The organism is Streptomyces daghestanicus (assembly GCF_020521275.1).
In the GTDB taxonomy this organism is placed as follows: domain Bacteria; phylum Actinomycetota; class Actinomycetes; order Streptomycetales; family Streptomycetaceae; genus Streptomyces; species Streptomyces griseoviridis.
Window position 1 is genome coordinate 1,512,119 of sequence record NZ_BNDX01000008.1, and the last position, 22,426, is coordinate 1,534,544.

Sequence of the window (22,426 nt, forward strand, 5' to 3'; positions counted from 1 at the left end):
GATGGAGCGTGTACGTGATGTCTCTGAGCTGCCCAAGGCCCATCTGCACCTGCACTTCACCGGGTCGATGCGGCCCGCCACCCTGCTGGAACTCGCCGACAAGCACGGCGTCCGGCTGCCCGACGTCCTGACCGAGGCGCTCTCCGGGGGCCACTCCCCGAAGCTGCGGGCGACGGACGAGCGCGGCTGGTTCCGCTTCCAGCGGCTCTACGACGCGGCCCGCTCGTGCCTCAGGGAGCCCGAGGACATCCAGCGCCTGGTACGGGAGGCCGCGGAGGAGGACCTGCGGGACGGCTCGCGTTGGCTGGAGATCCAGGTCGACCCGACCTCGTACGCGCCGCGGCTGGGCGGGCTGATCCCGGCGCTGGAGGTCATCCTGGACGCGGTGGACACGACCGTGCGGGAGACCGGCCTCGGGATGCGGGTGCTGGTGGCCGCCAACCGCATGAAGCACCCGCTGGACGCCCGTACGCTGGCCCGCCTCGCGGTGCGCTACGCGGACCGGGGCGTGGTCGGCTTCGGGCTCTCCAACGACGAGCGGCGGGGCATGGCCCGGGACTTCGACCGGGCGTTCGCCATCGCCCGGGAGGGCGGGCTGCTCTCCGCGCCGCACGGCGGCGAGCTGACCGGGCCGGCCTCGGTCCGCGACTGCCTGGACGACCTGGAGGCGGACCGGATCGGCCACGGCGTCCGGGCGGCGGAGGACCCCCGGCTGCTGAAGCGGCTGGCGGACCGGCAGATCACCTGCGAGGTGTGCCCGGCGTCCAACGTGGCCCTGGGCGTCTACGAGAAGCCCGGGGACGTGCCGCTGCGCAAGCTGTTCGAGGCGGGCGTGCCGATGGCGCTGGGCGCGGACGACCCGCTGCTGTTCGGCTCCCGGCTGGCGGCGCAGTACGAGATCGCCCGCCGGTACCACGGCTTCACCGACGCCGAACTGGCCGAACTGGCCCGGCAGTCGGTGCGCGGCTCGGCGGCCCCGGAGGACATCAAGACCAAGCTGCTGTCGGACGTGGACGCCTGGATCGGCGCGGCCCCTCCCGGCCTCGGCTGACGGGCGGCCGGGTGTCTCAGAGGCTGACGCCGACCGTCACCGGCTCGTTGACCAGGGTGATGCCGAAGGCGTCCCGGACCCCGGCGACGACCTCGCGGGCCAGGGCGAGCAGGTCCTCGGTGGTGGCCGAGCCCCGGTTGGTCAGGGCGAGGGTGTGCTTGGTGGAGATGCGGGCGGGGCCGGTACCGTAGCCCTTGGTGAAGCCCGCCTTGTCGATCAGCCAGGCGGCGGAGGTCTTGGTGCGGTCCTCGCCCGCCGGGTAGGCGGGCGGCTCCACGCCGTCGCCGAGCCGTCGGCGCACGCGCGCGCGGAAGGCGGCGAACTCCTCCTGGCCGAGGACCGGGTTGGTGAAGAACGACCCCGCCGACCAGGTGTCGTGGTCCTCGGGGTCGAGGACCATGCCCTTGCCCGCGCGGAGCTTCAGCACGGTCTCGCGGGCGGCCACCAGGGGGACCCGGTCGCCGGGCTCGACACCGAGGGCGCGGGCCGTCTCGGCGTAGCGGACCGGTCCGGAGAGTCCGCGCGCGTCCTCCAGGGCGAAGCGGACGCGCAGGACCACGTACCGTTCCGGTTCGGCCTTGAAGCGGCTGTGGCGGTACGAGAACGCGCACTGCTCGGCCGTGAGGGTGACCGTCTCCCCCAGGGTGCGGTCGTAGGCGACGACCTCGGTGATGGTGGAGGCGACCTCCTGGCCGTACGCCCCCACGTTCTGGATCGGGGTGGCGCCGGCCGAGCCGGGGATGCCGGCGAGGCATTCGACGCCGGCGAGTCCCGCCTCGACCGTGCGCGCGACGGCGTCGGTCCACACCTCGCCGGCGGCCAGCTCCAGGCGGGTGCCGTCGAGGGCGAAGCCCTTGGTGGCGACGACGAGCGCGGTGCCGTCGAAGCCCTTGTCGCCGATGACCAGGTTGGAACCGCCGCCGATCACCAGCAGCGGCGTACCGGTGGCGTCGGCCTCGCGGACGGCGGCGATCACCTCGGCGTCGGTGGCCGCGGTGACCAGCCGGGTCGCGGGACCGCCCAGCCGGAAGGTGGTCAGCGGGGCGAGGGGGGCGTCGTGGAGTTCCTGCACGCGCCCAAGACTACGAGACGGCACCGACAGCGCCACGGGCGAGGAACGGCCGGGGCCGTCTCCCGCCCGTACGCGCGCGTGCCCGGTCATTCCAGGCGCCGGAGCGCCTCCTCCCAGTCGACCGGGAGGCTGTCGCCGCTGGCCGTCCAGGCGACGAACTTCGCGTCCTTCATCTGCGGGGCCAGCCCGCCGGCCGCCGGCCCGTGGCCGTCCGAGCGGGCGAAGTCCCTGAGGGCCCGGGGCGACTCCCAGGCGGACAGCGTCCAGAAGGTCCGCCGCAAGGGGCGGGCCCTCAGGGAGGCGCCGTACGCGCCGGGCGCGCGCCCCACCCGCCGCCACACGCCGGGGGTCCGGAGGAGGAAGCGGAGGGCGCCCCACAGGGTGCGGGTCTCGAAGCGGGAGGCGAAGACGTGGACGTCGGTGGCGCGCGGCGGGGTGTTCGGCGCGGTCCAGGGCAGGGTGGGCACGGCGGGCTCCTTGTCGGTACTGCGGGCCGGGATCAGCGGGCGGCGGCTTCGAGGGCGGGCGCGGGCGTCGTCCCGCTGTCCTCGTCCGCCGGGCGGGCCGGACTACGGGCCGGGATCAGCAGCGCAGCCACCGCTCCGGCCGCGACCGCCGCGGCGCCGGTGACCAGCGCGGGCCGCAGTCCGTCGACGAAGGCCGACGCGGTCCCGTAAAAGGCGGCCATGAAACCGGCCACGCTGGTGATGACGAGGGCCCAGACCGCTCCCCCGCGGTGTACGGACTGCTGCTGTGACATGACTCCCCCAGAGAGTGTCACCGGAGACTCGACGGTTAGTTATCGATGACTAACTTCTACGGTCACGAGAAGGCGCCGGCGGCGCGAGCGGCCGGCCCCTCTCCTACGCGTACACGCCTTCCCAGATCCGGTGCCCGGGAGGGAACCTCATGGCCGTCAGGGAGTTGATGAGCATCCCCTTGGCCATGAAGGCGGTCGTGTCGGCCCCGTCGCCGCCGAGCAGCGCGTGGACCGTGTCCCACAGCCGCATCCAGCCCGCCCGCACGACCTCGCCGAACTCCCGGTCACCGGCCTCCTCGGCGGCGCCCACGGTGAGGTACATCTGCATCTGCATCAGCAGCCGCTCGGGCCGCTCCGCGATGACCTCGGCATAGGCGTGCCCCATGGCCTGGAGGGCCGCATCGCCCTCCAGCCCCTCGGCCGCCTCCTCGAACGTGCGGACGGTGTCCTCGATGCACCGCTCCGCCGCCGCGAGGAAGATCGCCTGCTTGCCCGGGAAGAGCCGGAAGAGGTACGGCTGCGAGACCCCGACCCGCTTGGCGATCGCCTCGGTCGACGTGCCGTAGTAGCCGCCGCGGGCGAACTCGGACATCGCCGCGCGGACGACGCTCTCGCGCCTCTCCTCTGCGCTCATCCTGACCATGCAGGGAAGTTAGTACTCAATCACTAACTGGGTCAAGTGATGCCGTACGGCCACCACGCGCAAGGGGCGCTCACTCAAGTGAACGCCCCTTGCCGCCCTCTCCGGGACCTCAGCCCAGCCGTACGACCGCCCGGGACATCCCCAGGACCTTCTGGCCGGCGCTGGTCGCCGTGAGGTCGACGCGGACGGTGCGGTCGTCGAGCTTGGCCGCGACCTTGGCGCTGACCTCGATCGTGGCCCCCCGGTCGTCATTGGGCACGACGACCGGCTTGGTGAACCGGACGCCGTACTCGACGACCGCGCCCGGGTCCCCGGTCCAGTCGGTGACCACCCGGATCGCCTCGGCCATGGTGAACATGCCGTGCGCGATGACGTCCGGCAGGCCGACCTCCTTGGCGAACTTCTCGTTCCAGTGGATGGGGTTGAAGTCCCCGGACGCGCCCGCGTACCGGACCAGCGCGTCCCGGGTCACGGGGAAGGTCCGGGCCGGCAGCTCGGTGCCGACCTCCACGTCGTCGTACGCGATCTTCGACGTCATCGGCTGCTCACGTCCCCTCGGCCGCGCGGGCCACCAGTTTGGTCCAGGCGGTCACGACGCGCTCACCGGTCTCGTCGTGGACCTCGCCGCGGATGTCCAGGATGTCGTTGCCCGCCAGGGACTTGATCGCCTCGATGGTCGAGGTGACGGTGAGCCGGTCGCCGGCCCGTACGGGACGGGCGTAGGCGAACTTCTGGTCGCCGTGCACCACCCGGCTGTAGTCGAGGCCCAGCTGCGGGTCCGCGATCACCTGGCCGGCGGCCTTGAAGGTGATGGAGAACACGAAGGTGGGCGGCGCGACGACATCGGGATGACCGAGCGCCTTGGCCGCCTCGGGATCGGTGTACACGGGGCTGGTGTCACCCACCGCCTCCGCGAACTCCCGGATCTTCTCCCGGCCCACCTCGTAGGGCTCGGTGGGCGGATAGGTCCGCCCCACGAAGGACTGGTCGAGCGCCATGGGCTCGGCACCTCCTGTGATCGAAACGACGCGAGGCCGCCCCCAGCCTTCGGGGACGGCCTCGCGTACGAGCCTGATTTATCGCGTTTCGCGGTGCGCGGTGTGCGCATTGCAACGCGGGCAGTGCTTCTTCATCTCAAGACGGTCCGGGTTGTTACGCCGGTTCTTCTTGGTGATGTAGTTCCGCTCCTTGCACTCCACGCAGGCCAGCGTGATCTTCGGGCGGACGTCGGTGGCAGCCACGTGAGTGCTCCTTGACGAACGGATGGGACTGGGTTAATGCATAGAAGAGTAGCCGATCGAAGGACCGACCCCGCAATCGGCTACTTAGAGTAGCGGTGACCGGACTTGAACCGGTGACACAGCGATTATGAGCCGCTTGCTCTACCGACTGAGCTACACCGCTGCGATGCGATCGAGCCCCGCCTTGCGGCGGGAATCTCTCACACCAGAGCCCCAATACGGAATCGAACCGTAGACCTTCTCCTTACCATGGAGACGCTCTGCCGACTGAGCTATTGGGGCGAGCGATGAAGACATTACACGGTCGGCCGCCGTTCGCCCAAATCCGTTTCGCGGCTCCTGCCCCGACCCGTCGCCGCCCCCTCCGGACGGGCCGGAGGGGGCCGACCCCACCGGTACGACTATTGGGCTCCTGCGCCTCACGGTCCGGCCGCCGTCCTAGGCTCGACTCACTCTGCGTGATCACGCGTCCCCCACTGCGCAGCCCCGAGCCCAGAGGAGTGCGATGCCCGACAGCCAGCCGCAGCAGCCCTCGCACTCGTCCTCGCGCCGGGGTCCGGCGGGCCCCGGCCCGCTGCTGCTGTCGGGGGCGCGGCTCGCCGACGGCCGGACCGTGGACGTACGGCTGGGCGAGGGCCGCATCGAGGCCGTCGGCACGGCGGGCAGCCTCGCGGCGGCCGGCCCGCCCGGCGCCGGTGCCCGCGTCGACCTCGCCGGCTACCTGCTCCTGCCGGCCCCGGCCGACCCCCACGCCCACGCCGACACCGCCCTGACGGCCGACTCCGGCGGGCCGGTGTCCCGCGCGTCCCGGGACGTCCAGCACCGGGTGACCGAGGCGGCGTTGCTGCAACTGGGCCACGGCGCGACGTCGTTGCGGGCGCATGTGCGGGTGGGTGATGTCTCCGGGCTCGGCGCCCTGACGGCCGTCCTGCGGGCCGGCCGGGCGCTGCGCGGCCTGGTCGGGCTGACGACGGTGGCGATGCCACGGGTGCTGACGGGGACGGCCGGGGCGGACGGGCTGGCGATGCTGCGCGATGCGCTGAAGATGGGCGCCGGCGTGGTGGGCGGCTGCCCGGACCTGGACCCCGACCCGGCGGGGTACGTGGAGGCGGTCCTGGAGGTCGCCGCCGAGCACGGCTGCCCGGTCGACCTGCACACGGACGCCGCCGATCCGGCCCGGCTGGCCCGGCTGGCGGCGATGGCGGGCGGACTGCGTCCGGGCGTGACCCTGGGGCCGTGCGGGGGGCTGGACCGGCTGCCGGCCGAGGTCGCCCGCCGGGCGGCGGACCAGCTCGCGGCGGCCGGGGTGACCGTGGTGTGCCTCCCGCAGGGCGGCTGCGGCGGCGCCGGGCTCCGCGAGGCGGCTCCGGTGGGGCTGCTGCGGCGGGCGGGCGTCCGGGTGGCGGCCGGCAGCGGCGCGCTGCGCGACCTGGCCAACCCGGTGGGCCGCGGGGACCCCTTGGAGGCGGCCTACCTGCTGGCCTCCCGGCACGGGCTGCGGCCGGAGGACGCCTACGAGGCGGTGAGCGGGGCGGCCCGGGCGGCGCTCGGGCTGCCCGAGGTGCGGGTGGAGGCGGGCTTCCCGGCCGAGTTGCTCGCGGTCCGCGGGGACCGGCTCGCGGGGGCGCTCTCGTTGGCGTACAGCCGGATCGTGGTGCACCGGGGGCGCGTGGTGGCGCGTACCAGCGCGGTACGGGAGTACGGCGACTCCGCGTCGGCCACCGCGCTGGGGCTGCCCCGGCAGGGGCGGGGCCGGCTGCCCTGACGGTCCGGCAGGGCAGCCGGTCGGGGCGGAGCGGGGGCGGCGCCGGATCGCCGTGCGGCGAGGACGGCCGCCGGGGCGTACGGTCGAGTACATGCGCATTGTCATCGCTGGTGGTCATGGTCAGATCGCGCTGCGGCTGGAGCGGTTGCTCGCCGCGCGCGGGGACGAGGTGGCGGGCATCATCCGCAAGGCCGAGCAGGCCGACGATCTGCGGGCGGCCGGCGCCGAACCGGTCGTCCTGGATCTGGAGTCGGCCACGGTCGACGAGGTCGCGGAGCGCCTGCGGGGCGCGGACGCCGCGGTCTTCGCGGCGGGCGCGGGCCCGGACAGCGGGACGGCCCGCAAGGAGACGGTGGACAAGGCCGCGGCGGTCCTGTTCGCGGACGCGGCGGTCCGGGCGGGCGTACGGCGTTTCGTGGTCGTCTCCTCCATGGCCGCCGATCCCGAGCACCAGGGCGACGAAGTCTTCGACGTCTATCTGCGGGCGAAGGGCGAGGCGGACGCGTACGTGCGGTCGCAGGCCGGGCTGGACTGGACGATCCTGCGCCCCGGCGCCCTCACGGACGACGCGGGCACCGGCCTGGTCCGCCTGGAGGCACGCACGGGCCGCGGTCCCGTCCCGCGCGACGACGTGGCCGCGGTCCTGGCGGAGCTGGTGGACACCCCGGCCACGGCCGGGCTCACCCTGGAGCTGATCAGCGGTTCGGCCCCGGTGGCGGTGGCGGTGAAGTCGGTGGCCGGGAACTGAGCCGCGCCGCCGCGGCGGCCGTTCAGAACAGGGGCAGCTGCCCGGGGAAGTCGGGGACGACGTACCCGTCCAGCGACGGCTGGACGGCGTCCCCCGTCCGCGCGGGCCGGCGGGAGCCCGGACAGGACGTCAGCTCCCCGCTCCCCCTCGCCCCGGGCGGATCGTGCCGCGCGTACCGACCGGCGACGACGGCGATCTCACGGCGGCACTCGGGGCAGGCGCGGCGACGGGACGACATGGGGCCAGTGTGCCGCACACCTATGACAAAGACCCCCTCTCATCTACGTTTCCGCAGATGAGAGGGGGTCTTCCCCAGTGTGGCGGCGCCAGGATTCGAACCTGGGAAGGCTGAGCCGGCAGATTTACAGTCTGCGATGTCTGCTCCGACGCGAGGACTCCTGACCTGCTGAAACGGGCACCTTGGATCGACGGGGGTCAGGCGCCGGCCACTCGTCGTCCACAGCCTCACGCTCACGGCGCCTAAGACGCCCTTCGATGCCAGCCGATCACAGTCTCTTGCATCGATCTAGGGCAACCGCCCTCACTCGACAGCCATGACCCTATAAAGTGATCTACGACACTGGGGAGGGGTCATCGTGGGGTGGGAAGCGGTTGCGGCCAAGCTAGCGGCCAGTGCACTGAGGGCAGCAAGCACTGCGATCATGCGAGCGGTCACTACTCCGAATCATGGAATCCTCGCTACGAGGAATCCCGCCAAGGGGCGACTGGCAAACAAAATCCGCCCTCCCCGACAGATAACCGACAAAGATATAACACACTTCTCCACCCTTGTTACTTCCGCACTGGAGCCTGTCATCGCAACAGAGTTCCGTGGGATGGCGAGCTACGAAGTCAACGCCGCCGCTGAGGCGGCTAACGCCGCATTCACGGCCACGCGGGTCGATATGTTCGACTGCAGCTTGGATCCCGCCACATTTGCGGATGCCGTAATCAAGGAGACCGACGACAAGGCGGCCACTCGAGCCCTCAGTGAAGAGGGTGAGCAGCTCTATCAGCGAATGATTTTCGAGTGCTCGGCGCAGGTGATTCACTTCGTTTCCACCTGGCCGTCATTTCTGGCAGTCGTCAACAAGGAGCAACTTGCGCGCATCAACCTGCTCCTCGTTGAGACTGACCGCGTGCGTTGGGCAGTATCCGGAGAAAAGGACGCACGCATTCGCCGGTTCGAAAGTCGTTACGCACGGTACGTCGTTCAAAAACTGGACCAGCTTGAACTATTTGGACTAACCCTCGCTAACCCAGAAGCAAAAAGCTATCCTTTGAGTACCGCCTATATTAGCCTGGCCCTCGCCGATGCCGGCGCCCAGAGCCACGGAAGCACGATTGAAGGCAGCCTAAAATTTTCCAACAAGAGCGCTCGACAGGACTCGGACGAGGTATCTGGAGCGTCAGGCAGCCTTCGCTCTGAGGCCGCGCTCGCCGCATTCCCTCGCATCTTGCTGCGTGGGGACGCCGGATCAGGCAAGAGCACACTACTTTTTTGGTTGGCCGTTAACGCCGCACGCGGGACGCTCGAAGAAGAGCTGCTAGCCCTCACTGACCACGTTCCCTTCGTATTGCCGCTTCGCCGCTTCGCCGATAGAGACCTTCCTGCGCCCGAAGAGTTTCTAAGCGAAATCGGCAGGAATTTGGCAGGGGAAATGCCCGACGGCTGGGTTAACTCAGTCCTCGGGACGGGACATGCCCTAGTTCTAATAGACGGCGTCGATGAACTCCCAGAGGGTCAGCGCGAGGAGGCGAAAAGGTGGCTGCAGGATCTGATTTCTATATACCCACAGTGCCGCTACATCGTCACGTCTCGTCCGGCAGCCGCCGAGGAGAAGTGGTTGGCGCGCGACGGCTTCGTCGCTCTCGATCTTCTACCCATGGGCAAGAGTGACATAGAAAGCTTCATTCACCACTGGCATAAAGCAGCGCGTGAAGCCATGGGGCCCAACTCGGACGACAACGACGACGACCTCGACACATTTCAAGCAGAACTGATCACACAAGTTAATACCCAGCGCCAGTTGCGAAGACTGGCATCCAACCCGCTACTGTGCGCCCTTCTCTGCACCCTGAACCGCGACCGGAGGATGCAACTGCCCCGCGGCCGCATGGAGCTGTATGCGGCTGCTCTGGAAATGCTGCTGGTAAGAAGGGATAACGAGCGAAAGATCGTTCACCCAAATGCCCCAACGCTGACCCTTCACCAGAAGAAGCGTATCCTGGGGAATCTGGCTTATTGGCTGCTAAGAAACGGCTGGACCGACTGCACCAGCACACAAGCTGTCGAACAGATTCAGAACGCTCTCACCGGCATGCCAGCTATTGATGACGGCGCCGAAGACGTTTACAAATACTTGATGGTACGAAGTGGTGTACTGCGGACACCCGTCGAAGGGCGGGTGGATTTTGTCCATCGCACTTTCCAGGAATACTTAGCAGCGGAGAATTTGATAGCGCTTAATGACATCGGCGTCTTGATAGCTAACGCTCATCTAGATCAATGGCATGAAGCGGTAACCATGGCCGTTGGGCATGCTCGCCCACATGAACGCCAAATAATCCTCGACGAGCTTTTGCTCCGGGGAGACGAAGAGCCTACCTTTACCACAAAGTTGCATCTACTCGCGGCAGCTTGCCTTGAGAATGCCGACGAACTCGACCCGGCAACTTATCGACGCGTTCGCGAAAGTGCCGAACGTCTTATCCCGCCGACGAGGTTCTCGGAAGCGAAAGAGCTTGCAGCCGCTGGCGAGACGGTTCTCGCCCTCCTCCCTCGCGCGCATAAGGGGTTGAAGGTTAACCAGGCTGCCTCTACTGTGCGCGCTGCCGCCTTGATCGGTGGCGATGCCGCTCTTGAGTTGATCTCTTCGTACGGGCCAGATGGCCGGGTAGCTGTTCACAAAGAACTTGCACGAAGCTGGAACCAGTTTGACGCCAGAGAATACGCGATTCGTGTGCTGTCGAAGTCGCCTGCGTTCAAAAATTCGCTCGATCTACAGTTTCCAGAGGTACTCGATGTGGTCGAGCATTTCGGAGAGCTAGTACGACTGAGCGTCGGGTTTCCCCTCAATGATCTAAGTTGGGGAAGCAAGCTCCCTCACCTTAGACAACTCCTAGTGTCCGCATATGGGGGCCGCTTCCGAGAGGCAGAGCTGGCCAGTATTGCCGATTTGACGGAGCTGAACATCAGCTTCACCGACGAGGACGGATCGAGCGCATGTGTACCTCGCCTGGGTCACCTGGAAAAACTCACGACTCTAACCCTGCGAGGGCGCTGGCATAAGACGTCTGTTGCGGTCGACGCTGGAGCTCTACCGCCAATGCCGGGCTTGACGGAACTGACCTTGGTCAGATGTGCCACACGACCTCTCGTGGGCCAAGCGGAGCGTTTCCCGTCTCTGCAGGAATTGTCACTTCACTCGAACAGTGATATCGACTTGCGGGGTATAGGCGCTTACGGCACCATCAAACATCTGGCGTTGCAGTTCTTTGCCCGCATTAAGAATGCCGAAGAACTACGGCACCTCGAATCCCTCAAGTCCGCAACGGTGCTTCTCCATCATGGTGCTGCGGACTCCTTGACAGAACTGGCAGCACACGCCCACGCGCTGCGTTACCTGCAAGTTGGAATCTACGCACATACGTCGTCCCCGATAAAGCTCGATCTGACATGCTTCAATGAAGCGCGGTCGCTCAACATTAGCGTGATTGCATACGGCCCCGTAGAGGTACTGACAGACGGAGTCGGCGAAGGCGTTGAAGTTCATGTTAGTTATCGAAAGTGGTGACAATCTGCGCTGTGCTCGATCACCCACCAGATCGAGTTTTGACTCGCCCGCTACCCTGGGACGCACCACGGCAGAACGGAGAGTGCTCCGCGGATGGGACCGAAGACGACCAAGGTCTACGACACGCTTCGCGCACGGCTCGCCGCCGGCGAGTACGCCCCCGGTAGCAAGTTTCCTTCAGAGCGCACGCTGGCCGAAACACTGGGCATTGGTCGGACGGCGCTTCGGCAAGTGCTCGCCCGTCTGGTCGCTGAAGGCGCCCTAGAGGTGCGGGGCCGTAGTGCCTACAGTCCCCCGCAGAAAGTGCCACGGTCCGCTCTCTGACCAGCCTGGACAGTCGTGAGAACCTGCCCCAGTTGCTTCGCCGTCCGCATGTCGTCCGCCAAGCGGTCCAGAATTAGTGCCCTCCCACTCACCCCTGGGACAACGAGGCAGAGCTGACGGAGCCCATGCAAGGCGGCATGAAACGCTGCCGCGACCTCCCATGCCCTTTCCTCACTCTTGATCGCCCGCAGCGAGATGTAGTCGGGCTCGACGCTGTCCTCAGTCACCACTTCCGTGGAGACCAACGTTTCAACCGTCGACCGCAGGAGTGTCGCTGCCTGGTCCGGGATCGTCGGACCGCTGCCAGTCAGGGCATCAAGCTGCGCCCTCCAGTGTCGGCCCGGCGAACGATGCACACGAAGATCGCATCGTTGACCTTGGCGGCCCTGAGCCGCGTGGTGAGCTTCCGGGTCCGTGCAATCCGGTATCAGTGAGGGCGGAAGCGGCGTTACATGCGTCTGTATGGCCCACATCGTCGCAGGCCGTTGCACTGTCAGTCAGGGAAACGCCCAGTTCCACGGAGGGTGCAGTCGCGGATCGAGGACGCGCGACCTCCCGCAACTGTCTGTGACGTCAGAGGATGTCGTGAAGCGATCCCCAGTCAGCCCCTAAGTTGGCACGTGCACTTATCCATGACGCTCCCAGGCGATAGCATCGCGACTCGAACCGTGCAGCGCGAGGGGGGCTTCGTGACGACTAGGCGCGTCAGGACCGTTTACTTCTACGAAGTGGTTCGCGGGAAGGATGACTACAACCCGCGCATGGACCAGGTGCCCTGGCAGCAGGCACTCGAAGAGATGTCTTCCAAGCCGTACGAAGAGCGAAGGTTCGTCACCCCTGATGGGGACCGTTACGTCGGGGAAGCAGTCTTCTCGTCAGGGATGATGCATCTGCTCGTAGGGCGCATTGGATCGGGTGAGCTGCAGACCGTCGACCTAGACCACGGCCACATCGAAGATCTACGACTTGACGGCAACCGAGGCTTCGTTGACACCACAACGGTGTGCTTCCTCGAACACGGGAACATCATCGGCATGATGGGAAGCAGTCAGGCATCTCCCCGCGCAACAGCGATTCAACGGTGGATGAATGCTTGCGGATTGACTGCAGAAGAAGTTGCCCTGTGGCCGGTAATTAGCCAGGACGTCTGGACAAAACTCCAAAACGCTAAAGCCGTGCACAACTTCGAGTTCATATTTCGCCCCAACCCGGCGTTCATGCCACCAGAGAGCTCGTCTATTTTCGGATTCAAGCAAGCGGGTGACCGCTACCCGGATCATCGGATCACATACAAAGTAGAGGTGCCAAAGCGCGGACAGGCCACATCTCGCGCCCGAGGCCACAGACGCCTCCAAGAGGACGCGATGCATTTCATGTCTGAGCTTGGATACTTGATTGGCCCGAGCGGTATTGAACGAGCACGAGCATTGGTTAGCCTCCCTACTGAAGATGGCCATATCAAAGAAGAACCGCTTGACTTCCTCAAGCATCATGTGACTGCGAAGAAGCGCGTAGAGGTACGAAGTACAGAAGACGCCCGCCCGAGGTACACCGCAGCGGTCGAAGCGATCCTGGAGGCCGCCCAGGAGCACGTGCATGACCTTCGGGGCGCTGTCAGTGGCTAGCTCTACAGTGGCAAGCCTCAGTCCAGGGGGGTAGCCGTGGTGTCTTTTGGTGTTCTCGCACGACGTCTTCGCGATCTATGGGGTGAACGGTCCGGGATTGACTGGCTCGCGGCCGGAGCCCTACTACTCATTCACCTGTCGTACTGCCGCGCCACCAACACCGAGGCGCTCTTTTCCTCAATCACACCGGACCGCCGGAAAGATATCTACACGACTGCCGCATCTGCTTCAGCTTTGATCGGCGGTTTCGGTACAGCCGCAATCAGTCAATATGCCACTGCAAGCGGCAGGAGGATGCTCGAAATTCGTCGCAGGTTTGGCACGAGTCTGCGACGAAATTGGAGCGGGATCTTGTCATCCATGCTGGTGATTACTGCAGTCTGCTTGCTAGCCCTAATCTTTGACACTGCTAAGAACCCCGGCCTGACTGGCTGGCTAGTTGAAGCAGCCCTTCTCCTCGGCACGCTACGAGCAGTGCGTCTAGTCTGGCTTTTCGGCATGCTCATTGACGTCGCTGACCAGGATGTGACGGAACCACGTCGATCGCCAGCCGTCACCATTCCCCGCACGAGACGCCCCGGTGACGGGGATCAGCGGAATTCCTCTAATTCGAATTGACGCGGCTCTACGACTGGCCCAACCCCTGCCGATACCCTGGGCAATGTCATCCGCGTCTCTCGTCCTAATATCGAAACCGTCCATGCGCACCGCTGAGCGCGACCCCTCCACGACGGCCGGCAGTCGTGGGAGGCTCACCGGTGGTGTCGACTGCCCGGCGGAGAGGGAGAGCGAGTGTCACAGCAGGCCAACCCTCGGGGAACCTTCCTGAAGATTGCCGACTCAGTGAAGAGGCAGATCGAAGACGACCCGACCATGACAGAGCTTCCGCCGCTGGCGGAACTCATGCGCGATCACAAGGTCTCGCGCGGAGTCGCCCTGCGTGCGTTCGGCGTGCTGCGCCAGGAAGGCGTGGCCGAACCGGTGCGGGGCCAGCGGTGGCGAGTCCTACGCGCGGGGGCGCCGGTCGACCGGCGCCCGCTTGATCAGCGAATCGCAGAGGTCATCGCTACTGACGGACTCGAAGTAGGGGAAGCGTTCCCGAGCGCTTCCGTGCTGGCCGAACGGTTCGGGGTGTCACGTCCGACCGTGGCCAAGGCACTGGAGAAGCTGGAAGCCGCCGGCGTGCTGGCGGGTGGAGGACAGGGCAGGGTGCGGACAGTCCGCGCCGTGCCGGCGCGAGAGGGGCGGTCGTAGCTTGCCGACGTTGACGGAGTGGGCCTATCCCCTGGCTGAGTCGCTGCTCGCTGAGCCGCTGCCGCGACGCTGGAAACACTGTCTCGGAGTCGCTGAGCGGGCGCGCACCATCGCGCTCATCCTCGACCAGGACGCGGACCTCTTGGAGGCTGCGGCGGTCCTGCATGACATCGGCTACGCGCCGGACCTCGCCAAGACGGGCTTTCATCCCTTGGATGGGGCGCGGTACCTCCGGGATGTGGCCGACGCCGATGAGCGGGTCGTCAACCTGGTTGCCCATCACTCGTGCTCATGGCTGGAGGCGGACGCCCGCGGCTTGCGGGCTGAGCTTGACGGGGAGTTCCCGCGCGAGAGCGAGCACCTGAACGATGCGCTCTGCTACTGCGACATGAACACCACCCCGGACGGCACGCCCACCAACCCCGTGGACCGGATCAACGAAATCACCGGGCGTTACGGGCCGGACAGCCTGATCGGCAAGTTCATCCGGCGGGCTGAGCCGGAGATCCTCGCGTGCACCTGTCGCGTCCTCGAACGGGTCGCCGCCGCCAAGCGTCAGCCGATGTAGGGCGCCGTGCGCGTCCGGTCCATGGCGTGCTCGATCCGGAGCCGCATCGTGGGGTGTACGTCCAGCGTTTCCAGGTCCGCCGGGGCAACCCAGCGGACCTGAGTGGTTTCGTTGCTCGTACGAAGGTCACCACCGACTGGCCGGGCCCGGAAGCAGATGCTGAACTGCTGGCGGACTTCACCATCGTCGTACTGCATGACGTGTCCGGGGTCCGTGTAGAGGCCGGACACATCGACCACTTCCGCCCTGATGCCGGTCTCTTCCCAGACCTCACGGACCACCGTGTCGCTGATGAACTCCCCCACGTCGTGACCACCGCCGGGCAGTGCCCACCGGCCGTTGTCAGATCGCTGAATCATCAGCACTTGCCCCGCGTCGTTCTGCACGAAGGCAACGACGGACGGAACAACCGAGTTGGCCGGCGGCGCGTCCGGGTCGTGCAGGTAGTCGATACGTCCCATGGTCAGGCTCCCGTGATGGTCTTGACGTCCTGGTCAGTGATCGGACGTGCGTTCTCCCAGGTGTGATCGATGCTATTCGCGTACGTGTCGAAGAGGCTTCCGCCAGGGAGACGCCGTAGGTGCAGCACGGGCGCCATGTAGGCGCCGATGCCGTAGACGTGCGGGTTGACGAGCATCTCGTCATCGGCCCGGTAGATCGAGTTGTACAGCGTCGAATCGTGCAGCCGGAAGCCGATGTCCGGATGACTCCGCATGAGGGGCCGGTACAGCACCAGGGCGTTGCGGATCTTGCCGTCCATGATGTGGTGTCCCTCGTCAATGCCGCGTTGCCGGACGGCCGCGCACTCTGGATCACCTAGCAGGATGCGCACCCGCGCCCCGGCTTCCACCTTGGCCTTCACAAGGTCATGAAAGATCGGGTCTTCGGACAGAAAGAGGCCGGAGTACACGAGGACGTCTAGGTTGCGCTCAGCCCGTCCGTACAGCTCTCGCCAGAGCCCGGGGGGCACCGTGTGGCGATGCGGGTAGACAGTCGCTATCTCGGCTTTGGCCAGGTCGGCTGCACTGTCAACAGTCCGCCCGTCCTCCCACAGCGTGGTCACGTCGACGTTGAGGGCCGCTGCAGTCGCGTACTGGTGACGTAGGTACGGCACCTTGCCCTGAGTGATCCATCGTTCGACCGTCTTGGGGCTCACCCTGATCACCTCAGCGAGACTCTGCACGGTCATGCCACGGGCGAGGAGAGCGGTTCGTAAGCGCTCGTTCGACATCTGCACCCCCGGTGGGACGTCTAGGGACTTCCTGACCGTAGCCAGAAGTCCCAAAGCTGTCCATGGGCGAGGTGACCAACTCCCCTGACCTGCGGGGATTCTGAAGATACGCCAAGACGTCCCGGCGCGAGACAAAGAGATTGCGTCGCCGTACTTGACGGACACCTATGCAGTACCTGTAAAACAGGTACTGCAACGCCCGGACGGAAAGCCCCCAGGGGTGAGTACCAAGGAAGCGCCAGCGCCTTGACAACTTCACACAGGGAACTGCCGGTAACCCGTGGTCCGCCTGCCCGAAGGGGTCGGAAACAAGGCGGAGAAGACCGGCGTGCCCCGTACGGCAGCCTGACCGGTTCGAGTCCGGTTCGGGGCACTTTGGCCGCTGCTCAGCGGCCATACCGCGCCTGATGCGCGGCTTTACCAACAACGGCGCGCACCCCCGGAGCAGCCACTCCGGGGGTGCTGTTGGGGCCGTTTCACCTACGAGGGAGAACCACGACCCATGGACCACATCGTCACACTTCAGGACCCTGTTACCGCGTTCGCTCCGTGGATGGAGCCGACCGACGCGGAGCTGGACGCCATCGAGCAGGAGATGCCGCTGATCCTGGCGGAGGTCGACCTGGTCGACGCGCAGATCATGACGCTTGACCGCACACCGAGCGAGCTGGACGCGCGGCGTGTCCGCCGGGCCCGCCGCCGGGTGCTGGCCGCGCGTCGGGACCTGGCGAACCAGGGTGGCGCCGACGCGCCGGTCGTGGCATGACCGCCGGGGTGTTCACGGCGCAGATGTCCGTGTCCAAGGGACGCTGGCGCCTGTACGTCGTCCTCATGAACACCACCGCCCGGTGGCCGGAGTACTCCTTCGACCGGGCCGCCCCGGTGCCGACGTTCACGGAACGCGCGGAGGCGCTCGGCGTGCTCGGCTTCGAGCCGCTGCCGGGCGCCGCGTGGACGTGGGTCGAGGACAGCCAGGACCCCGACGACCCCGCCTCTGCGGTGGTGCTGATCGCTGCCGTTCAGGTGCGTTCATGGACGGGGGCGGGCGCGTGAACAGCGACCAGATCCGTTCAGCGGAACGCGCACTGTCGGTCGGCACGTGGCTGATCGTGGCGGGCGCGATGCTGTATTCGATCCTGACCGTGACCCCGCTCGCCGCGGCGCACACGCCGGATGAGTGGGACTGGACGGCACCGATCCTGCCCCTTGTGGTCGATGCCGCGGTGGTCATCGTGGTCCGCCTGGATGCGGTGCTGGCCCGGTTGGGCGGGCGCGGTGGGCGGTGGCCGGTGGCGCTGCGGTGGATGACCGGCTGCATGACCCTGGCGCTGAACGTCGCGGATTCCGCGCTGGCCGGGGACATGGTCGGGGTGGCTGTGCACGCGGTCGCGCCGCTGCTGCTGATCGTCACCGCGGAAACGGGCCTGGCCTACCGCCGGGCTATCGCCGCCGCCGTCACCGCCCTGGAAGAGCGCCGGCAGGCGGAGCGTGAGGCGGCCGAACGCCGCGAGCGGGAGCGGGAGGAAGCCACCCGGCGTGAGGCCCGGGAGGAGCGCGAGCACGCCGCCGCGCTGGCGCGTGAACAGCGTGAACACGAAGCCGCTCTCGTCCGCGAGCAGGCCGAGCGGGAGGACCTGCGCCGCCGCGAGGAACGCGCGGAGCAGGCCGCCCGCGAGGCCGCTGAGCGGGAGGCGCGTGAACGCCGTGAACGCGAGCGTGAACAGCGCGAGCGGGAGCGTGAACGCGTCGAACGCGAGGCCGCCGAACGCCGCGAGCAGGAGCGCCGGCAGCAGGCGGAGCGTGAACGCCGTGAACGCGCTGAGCGTGAGGAGCGGGCCGAGCGCGAACGCGCCGCGCTGCTGTCCCTCGGCCCGGCGGCCGAGAAGTTCCCCGAGGACAGGGCGCGCAAGGTCGTGACGGCGGCGTTCGGCGCGGGGCTGCCGGTGCGGCAGGCCGCGGAGCTGTGCGGCTGGTCGGTCGGGTGGGTCTCCACCCGGTACCAGGAACTCCGCGATGCCGGGCACGCCGGCGGCGCTGAGCTTGCGGTCGCGAGCCGCTGATGGCCGCCTTACCGGTCTACCCCTGGCGTCTGGCGCCGGACGGTCTGGCTACCCGCCGTCAGCTCCGCGCCGCCGGGCTGCGGCCCGGTGGCCAGGCGGTGGCCGCGCAGCTCGAACGGGGCCGCCGCCGGCGCCCGCCGCTGGTCGCTTACCTCTACCGCGTCGCTGACGCGAAGCCGGTCCGGCCGATGACCCCGGCGAAGCGGGCCGCGCTGGACAAGGCGAACGCCGCCCGGCGGACCTGCCCGCAGTGCCGCCGGGATGCCGGCTACGTCATCCCCGCCGCGCTCGGCGTCTGCGTGCCCTGCGCCTACCCCGAGGACGAGCAGCGCGCCGCCTGAATGTCTCCCTCCTTCTCCGACTTCCTGAACAGGAGTGTTCCTGTGTCCAGTCGTACCCGTGCCCGCGGCGTCAAGGTCGCCGGCGTCACCACCGTCCGTATCCCCCGCCAGCGGGGCCGGCGCCGCTCGGACCCGTTTGTCGTCGTGGTTCCCGAGCGCCCCTCGCTGGCCCGTGAGGTCCTCGGCTTCCTGGGCGGGCTGCTGTGGCGCTCCCGCCGCGCGCTGGCACCGACCGGCTTGGCTGTGCTGCTGCCGGTCGTGGCCGGGCTGCTGCATCTCATGGCCTGGTGGTCCGGGCTCGTCCTCGCCCCTGCCGCGGCCGGTCCGCTGGTCTGGCTGCTGATCGTGCAGCGCCGCCGCCCCGCCGGCGGTGCGGTCCTCGCCTGGCGGGCCGGTGTGGCAGCGCTCGCCGCGTCCGCGCTGGCCTGGCTCGCCACCGCCGCCGGCTGCGGCCCGCTCGCCGGAGCGCTGGAGCTGTGGTGGCTGCTGATGCTGATCACCGCTCAGTCCGCGTGGCTCGTCGTCCGCCGCACCCACTGACCTGCGGGAGCAGCCGGATGACCACCTTCACGCGTTCCACCGCTTTCCTGTACCGGCTCGACTGGCAGCCGCTGCGGCTGGGCTGGTCGCTGTCCTACGACGGCCAGGAGTGGGCGTTCATCAGCGCCTACCTGCCCGGCCGCCCGCAGATGACCGAGCACCTGGCCCGACAGTGGGCCGACTCCCTGCTTGGCTGCCCGCAGCCCTGGCGCCCGGACGGCACCGCCGTCCCCGCCCACCCGGCCCCGGCCGGTGACCTGTCCCACCCTGGCGCATCGACGGAGGCCCGCCCGTGACGACCGCAGCCAATCCCAGCAGCAAGGGCAACAAGTTCGCCAACGCCGGCGCCGCCGCAGGCGGCTTCATCGGCGCCATGGGCGGCTCGTTCGTCCCCCCGGTCAACATCACCGTCAACAACACCAAGAACGGCGTAGCCCACGGCACCGGTCGCGCACAGGCACAGTCCCTGCTCCCGGCGCCGGAGTTCACCTCGCCGGCGCAGGTGCGCAACTACTGCAACACCCTGCGGGCCGCCGCCGTCACGCTGTCGATCGAGGTCGCCATGGGCGCGGAGATCATGAAGAGCGTCCTTGCGGCGGTGCCCGACCCGGAGGGGCGGGCGTTCGGTTCCCGTATCCGCGCGGCGAAGGTGGCCCGCAAGATGCAGCGTTCCGCGGACGCCCTGCGCGACGCCGCGAAGGACGCCGCGGCCTGCTACGCGACGTTCCAGCAGGAGTACGAGGAGGAGATCAACCGGGTCCGCCACCGCGCCCGGAAGCCGAAGCAGCCGGTCATGAACTGGGCGCAGCAGTGAGGGAGACGCGCTGATGGCACGCAACAGTGGCCGCCGCGCGCGGCACGACTACCTGAACGACCCCACGGCCGCCGTCTACGGCGGCGCGGGGCTGCTGCCCGGCGACGGCGGGGGCAGCGTCACCGGCTACCTCCTCAACCGGGCCAAGCCGCATCTCCCGCCGTGGCTCGCGGTCGGCGCCACCGGCCTGGCCGGTGCGCTGGGCAACTGGCGGTGGGGCGACAGCAGCGCCGCCGGCGTCGGCCTCACCCTCGCCTCCGTCGCCCTGACCGGGGCGACCTGGTGGGCGGGGAAGTCGACCAGTCAGCAGCGCCGCCTGCACTCCGCGATCACCGTGGCCGCCGGCTCCGCCTGGCTCACGGCCGCGTGCCTGGCCGGGCCGGCCGCCGGGCCGCTGGACGACCTGTTCCTCATGGGCGGCCCGGTCGTCGCTTTGTCGTGGAACGTGCGGATGGTTCTGCGCCGCAACGATGACCCGTCCGGTGAGAGCGCCGATAAGGGCCTGATGGAGAAGATCGGCCTGGCCCGCGCGCAGCTCGGCAACCCCAAGGTGGAGCCGAACCGGGTCACCGCGCCCGTCGCGCTCGCCGCGGGCGAGCAGACCAATGACGACATGGCCAAGGCGCTGGGGAACATCGCCTCCGCTCTGGACCTGCCCACGTCCGCGGTGCGCTATCACCCCGATCCCGACTCCAACCGGCGTGGGGACCTGGTCATCGTCCCCGAGGACATGCTCGCGGACGTGGTCGAGTGGGAAGGCCCCTCCAACCTGGGCGGTTCGATCGCTGAGCCGCTGGTCATCGGCCGCTACGACGACGGCGCACCGCTGCTGCTGTGGCTGCCCGGCGACCCCGAGCAGGGCCGCAACTCCACCCACGTCCTGACCGCCGGCATGTCCGGGTCGGGCAAGGGCGACGCCGCCCTGAACCTGCTGACCGAGGTCCTCTCCCGGCGGGACGTGATCGTCTGGTTCTCCGACCCCAAGGCGTTCCAGGACTTCGCCCCGCTGCGTGAGGGGTTGGACTGGGGTGTGGAGGGCGGCACGGGCACGGAGGTCATGGTGGCCGCCGTCCAGCAGGCCATCCCCGCCCGGACCCGCTGGCTGGGCGAGCACGGCTACCGCCAGTGGGTTCCCGCCGCCGCCCAGCAGCAGACCAGCCCGGAGCACTCCTGCCGGCCGGACGGCCGGCCGTGCGGCTGCGCGGGGATGCCGTTCCTGGTCACCTGGTTCGAGGAAGCCGCCAACACCCTCCGCAACCTGGGCGACGACGCGTTCACCGGGATCGCGCAGGAAGCCCGGTCGGCGGGAATCTCGCTGATCGTGTCCCTTCAGCGCCCGTCCTACGACCAGATGTCCACCTCCACCCGCGCCTCCCTTCCCTCCGTGATCGCGCTGGGCTGCGACCCGCGGGACGAAGGGTTCTGCCTCCCCGATGAGGTGCTGGCCGCGGGCGCCCACCCCGGCGCGTGGGGCAACCGGCGGCCCGGCTACTGCTACGTCGTCTCCCCCGGCATCCCCGAGGACCGCTACCCCTCACCGGGGCGGACCCGGCGCTTCACCCATCGGGCCGTGCCCGTCATGGAACTGCTCGCCACCTGGGCACAGCGCAACGGCGCCACCGCCGACCCCGTCACCGCCGGCGCCGCGTCCGCGGTCGCCGGCACCGCCTACACCGGCCGCACCCCCACCTCGACCGCCGCGGCGGCGGGGGCGGGTTCGGTGCCTCAGCTCCACGTCGTGCACGGCGAAGGGGACGACATGCAGCAGCACAGCGTCCACGTGGACCCCGAGGACACCGGCATCGACCCGGAAGCCGACCTCCCCGAGGTTGAGCAGGGGGACGACGCGCCGATCTTCGGGCAGGAGACGGGCCGCAAGCCCTCCCCCGAGGAGGCACGGGAGCTGTTCGCCCGCGCGCTCGCGGAGTTCGAGGAGAACGGTCAGATGATCGTCGGCCCGAAGGACTTCATGGACTGGTGCGACCGCCACCACCTCTCCCGCCCGTGGGTCTCCGCCCGGCTAAAGGAAGCCGCCCTCGATGGCCGGCTGGAGGCGACGAACACCACCGGCAGGTGGCGGATCGTCCCCGCCCTGACCGCCGCCTGACACCTGACACCGTCACGCCCGCCTGACACCAAAACCCCTAGGCACACGCGGTGTCACACGCTCCTGACACCGCCCCGTGACACCCGCCTGACATCCCGCGCGCCCCCGCCCCGGACACCCCGCGGGCGCGGGGCGCGCCTCACCCGCAGGAGGCCCGCCATGACCACCCACCGCGACCCGCCGGTGCCGGGGATCACCGCCCCGCACATCCCCGCCGACGACTACCGCCGCGCCGAAGCCACCGGCGCCCCGGTCGTCATCGTCGTCCACGCGGACGGCCGCACCGGCCGCCCCGCCCGCGAGTACCTCTTCCCCCTCGCCATCGCCGGCGCCGGCATCCTCGGCGTCTTCGGCCTCATCGCCGCGTTCCTCGCGCTGCTCGACTTCGCCGTTCACACCGCCCTCACCATCGGCGGTGCCGCCGGCCCCATCGGCATCGGCGGCATCACCCTCCGCCTCTTCCGCAACACGCACTGACGAAGGGA

General features: G+C 68.4%; 26 protein-coding genes, 2 tRNA genes and 1 pseudogene. 17 read left to right on the forward strand and 12 right to left on the reverse strand.

The genetic code is table 11. From position 1 onward, the window contains the following. Position 1: 1 nt before the first annotated feature. Positions 2-1,051: an adenosine deaminase gene (locus tag Sdagh_RS16280; protein ID WP_189417959.1), complete on the forward strand. Its 1,050-nt coding sequence runs from the start codon at positions 2-4 to the stop codon at positions 1,049-1,051. Between the two features lie 16 nt (positions 1,052-1,067). Here Sdagh_RS16280 and Sdagh_RS16285 read toward each other — a convergent pair whose 3' ends face one another. The 9 genes from Sdagh_RS16285 to Sdagh_RS16325 form a co-directional block, all read right to left on the reverse strand. Beyond that, positions 1,068-2,123 carry a UDP-N-acetylmuramate dehydrogenase gene (locus Sdagh_RS16285; RefSeq protein WP_189417961.1) on the reverse strand — a complete coding sequence of 352 codons (1,056 nt, stop codon included), beginning with the start codon at positions 2,121-2,123 and terminating at the stop codon, positions 1,068-1,070. 86 nt (positions 2,124-2,209) lie between these two features. Then, positions 2,210-2,590 carry a DUF3291 domain-containing protein gene (locus Sdagh_RS16290; RefSeq protein WP_189417963.1) on the reverse strand — a complete coding sequence of 127 codons (381 nt, stop codon included), beginning with the start codon at positions 2,588-2,590 and terminating at the stop codon, positions 2,210-2,212. A gap of 32 nt (positions 2,591-2,622) precedes the next feature. Next, positions 2,623-2,883 carry a hypothetical protein gene (locus Sdagh_RS36490; protein ID WP_264201192.1) on the reverse strand — a complete coding sequence of 87 codons (261 nt, stop codon included), beginning with the start codon at positions 2,881-2,883 and terminating at the stop codon, positions 2,623-2,625. Positions 2,884-2,986: 103 nt separating this feature from the next. After that, the gene (locus tag Sdagh_RS16300; RefSeq protein ID WP_190076699.1) at positions 2,987-3,526 is read right to left on the reverse strand and encodes a TetR/AcrR family transcriptional regulator; all 540 of its coding nucleotides are present in this window, start codon (positions 3,524-3,526) and stop codon (positions 2,987-2,989) included. A gap of 109 nt (positions 3,527-3,635) precedes the next feature. After that, positions 3,636-4,064, reverse strand: coding sequence for a MaoC family dehydratase (locus tag Sdagh_RS16305; RefSeq protein ID WP_189417968.1), 429 nt, complete (start codon positions 4,062-4,064; stop codon positions 3,636-3,638). Between the two features lie 7 nt (positions 4,065-4,071). Next, positions 4,072-4,524 carry a MaoC family dehydratase N-terminal domain-containing protein gene (locus tag Sdagh_RS16310; RefSeq protein WP_190076698.1) on the reverse strand — a complete coding sequence of 151 codons (453 nt, stop codon included), beginning with the start codon at positions 4,522-4,524 and terminating at the stop codon, positions 4,072-4,074. 78 nt (positions 4,525-4,602) lie between these two features. Further along, the gene (gene rpmG / locus Sdagh_RS16315) at positions 4,603-4,767 is read right to left on the reverse strand and encodes a 50S ribosomal protein L33 (protein ID WP_003948671.1); all 165 of its coding nucleotides are present in this window, start codon (positions 4,765-4,767) and stop codon (positions 4,603-4,605) included. Positions 4,768-4,857: 90 nt separating this feature from the next. Continuing rightward, positions 4,858-4,930, reverse strand: a tRNA-Met gene (locus Sdagh_RS16320). 46 nt (positions 4,931-4,976) lie between these two features. Then, a tRNA-Thr gene (locus tag Sdagh_RS16325) sits at positions 4,977-5,049 on the reverse strand. A 223-nt stretch (positions 5,050-5,272) separates the two neighbouring features. Here Sdagh_RS16325 and Sdagh_RS16330 point away from each other — a divergent pair. Then, the gene (locus Sdagh_RS16330; RefSeq protein WP_190076697.1) at positions 5,273-6,532 is read left to right on the forward strand and encodes an amidohydrolase family protein; all 1,260 of its coding nucleotides are present in this window, start codon (positions 5,273-5,275) and stop codon (positions 6,530-6,532) included. 91 nt (positions 6,533-6,623) lie between these two features. Further along, positions 6,624-7,280, forward strand: a complete 657-nt coding sequence (locus Sdagh_RS16335) for an SDR family oxidoreductase (RefSeq protein WP_189417976.1) — start codon at positions 6,624-6,626, stop codon at positions 7,278-7,280. A gap of 22 nt (positions 7,281-7,302) precedes the next feature. On the opposite strand, the gene Sdagh_RS16340 is transcribed toward Sdagh_RS16335, so the two are convergent. Then, the gene (locus Sdagh_RS16340; protein WP_189417978.1) at positions 7,303-7,518 is read right to left on the reverse strand and encodes a hypothetical protein; all 216 of its coding nucleotides are present in this window, start codon (positions 7,516-7,518) and stop codon (positions 7,303-7,305) included. A 424-nt stretch (positions 7,519-7,942) separates the two neighbouring features. Here Sdagh_RS16340 and Sdagh_RS16345 point away from each other — a divergent pair, with 424 nt between their 5' ends. The 5 genes and pseudogenes from Sdagh_RS16345 (at position 7,943) to Sdagh_RS16365 (ending at position 14,848) form a co-directional block, all read left to right on the forward strand. Further along, complete coding sequence (locus Sdagh_RS16345; RefSeq protein WP_372478452.1) at positions 7,943-11,077, forward strand: NACHT domain-containing protein; 3,135 nt, start codon at positions 7,943-7,945, stop codon at positions 11,075-11,077. Positions 11,078-11,170: 93 nt separating this feature from the next. After that, positions 11,171-11,383: pseudogene (locus Sdagh_RS16350) on the forward strand (winged helix-turn-helix domain-containing protein); the annotation flags it as partial. Positions 11,384-12,162: 779 nt separating this feature from the next. Beyond that, complete coding sequence (locus Sdagh_RS16355) at positions 12,163-13,026, forward strand: hypothetical protein (RefSeq protein WP_190076695.1); 864 nt, start codon at positions 12,163-12,165, stop codon at positions 13,024-13,026. Positions 13,027-13,818: 792 nt separating this feature from the next. Then, a complete protein-coding gene (locus Sdagh_RS16360) occupies positions 13,819-14,280 on the forward strand; it encodes a GntR family transcriptional regulator (protein ID WP_190076694.1) in 462 nt (153 codons plus the stop codon). Position 14,281: 1 nt separating this feature from the next. After that, positions 14,282-14,848 (forward strand): HD domain-containing protein, encoded by a 567-nt coding sequence (locus tag Sdagh_RS16365; RefSeq protein WP_190076693.1) that lies wholly within the window; start codon positions 14,282-14,284, stop codon positions 14,846-14,848. On the opposite strand, the gene Sdagh_RS16370 is transcribed toward Sdagh_RS16365, so the two are convergent. Continuing rightward, positions 14,836-15,309 (reverse strand): NUDIX domain-containing protein, encoded by a 474-nt coding sequence (locus tag Sdagh_RS16370; RefSeq protein WP_190076692.1) that lies wholly within the window; start codon positions 15,307-15,309, stop codon positions 14,836-14,838. The genes Sdagh_RS16365 and Sdagh_RS16370 overlap by 13 nt on opposite strands. Before the next feature lie 2 nt (positions 15,310-15,311). After that, complete coding sequence (locus Sdagh_RS16375) at positions 15,312-16,079, reverse strand: helix-turn-helix domain-containing protein (RefSeq protein ID WP_190076691.1); 768 nt, start codon at positions 16,077-16,079, stop codon at positions 15,312-15,314. 502 nt (positions 16,080-16,581) lie between these two features. Here Sdagh_RS16375 and Sdagh_RS16380 point away from each other — a divergent pair. The 9 genes from Sdagh_RS16380 to Sdagh_RS16420 all read left to right on the forward strand — a co-directional run bounded on the left by Sdagh_RS16380 (position 16,582) and on the right by Sdagh_RS16420 (position 22,418). Further along, positions 16,582-16,845, forward strand: coding sequence for a DUF6284 family protein (locus Sdagh_RS16380; RefSeq protein ID WP_190076690.1), 264 nt, complete (start codon positions 16,582-16,584; stop codon positions 16,843-16,845). Beyond that, positions 16,842-17,132 carry a DUF6303 family protein gene (locus tag Sdagh_RS16385; protein ID WP_190076689.1) on the forward strand — a complete coding sequence of 97 codons (291 nt, stop codon included), beginning with the start codon at positions 16,842-16,844 and terminating at the stop codon, positions 17,130-17,132. Before Sdagh_RS16380 ends, Sdagh_RS16385 begins: the two co-directional genes overlap by 4 nt. After that, positions 17,129-18,139: a DUF2637 domain-containing protein gene (locus Sdagh_RS16390; RefSeq protein ID WP_190076688.1), complete on the forward strand. Its 1,011-nt coding sequence runs from the start codon at positions 17,129-17,131 to the stop codon at positions 18,137-18,139. Before Sdagh_RS16385 ends, Sdagh_RS16390 begins: the two co-directional genes overlap by 4 nt. Beyond that, on the forward strand, positions 18,139-18,480 hold the full coding sequence (locus tag Sdagh_RS16395; protein WP_190076687.1) for an RRQRL motif-containing zinc-binding protein: 342 nt from the start codon (positions 18,139-18,141) through the stop codon (positions 18,478-18,480). Before Sdagh_RS16390 ends, Sdagh_RS16395 begins: the two co-directional genes overlap by 1 nt. A 42-nt stretch (positions 18,481-18,522) precedes the next feature. Beyond that, the gene (locus tag Sdagh_RS16400; protein WP_190076686.1) at positions 18,523-19,020 is read left to right on the forward strand and encodes a hypothetical protein; all 498 of its coding nucleotides are present in this window, start codon (positions 18,523-18,525) and stop codon (positions 19,018-19,020) included. Positions 19,021-19,037: 17 nt separating this feature from the next. Further along, entirely contained in the window at positions 19,038-19,316 is a 279-nt protein-coding gene (locus tag Sdagh_RS16405) for a hypothetical protein (protein WP_190076685.1), read from the forward strand. After that, on the forward strand, positions 19,313-19,834 hold the full coding sequence (gene traA / locus Sdagh_RS16410) for a plasmid transfer protein TraA (RefSeq protein WP_226535188.1): 522 nt from the start codon (positions 19,313-19,315) through the stop codon (positions 19,832-19,834). Before Sdagh_RS16405 ends, traA begins: the two co-directional genes overlap by 4 nt. A gap of 13 nt (positions 19,835-19,847) precedes the next feature. After that, positions 19,848-21,941: a plasmid transfer protein TraB gene (traB, locus tag Sdagh_RS16415; protein WP_190076684.1), complete on the forward strand. Its 2,094-nt coding sequence runs from the start codon at positions 19,848-19,850 to the stop codon at positions 21,939-21,941. Between the two features lie 159 nt (positions 21,942-22,100). Beyond that, positions 22,101-22,418 (forward strand): hypothetical protein, encoded by a 318-nt coding sequence (locus Sdagh_RS16420; RefSeq protein ID WP_190076683.1) that lies wholly within the window; start codon positions 22,101-22,103, stop codon positions 22,416-22,418. Positions 22,419-22,426 lie beyond the last annotated feature (8 nt).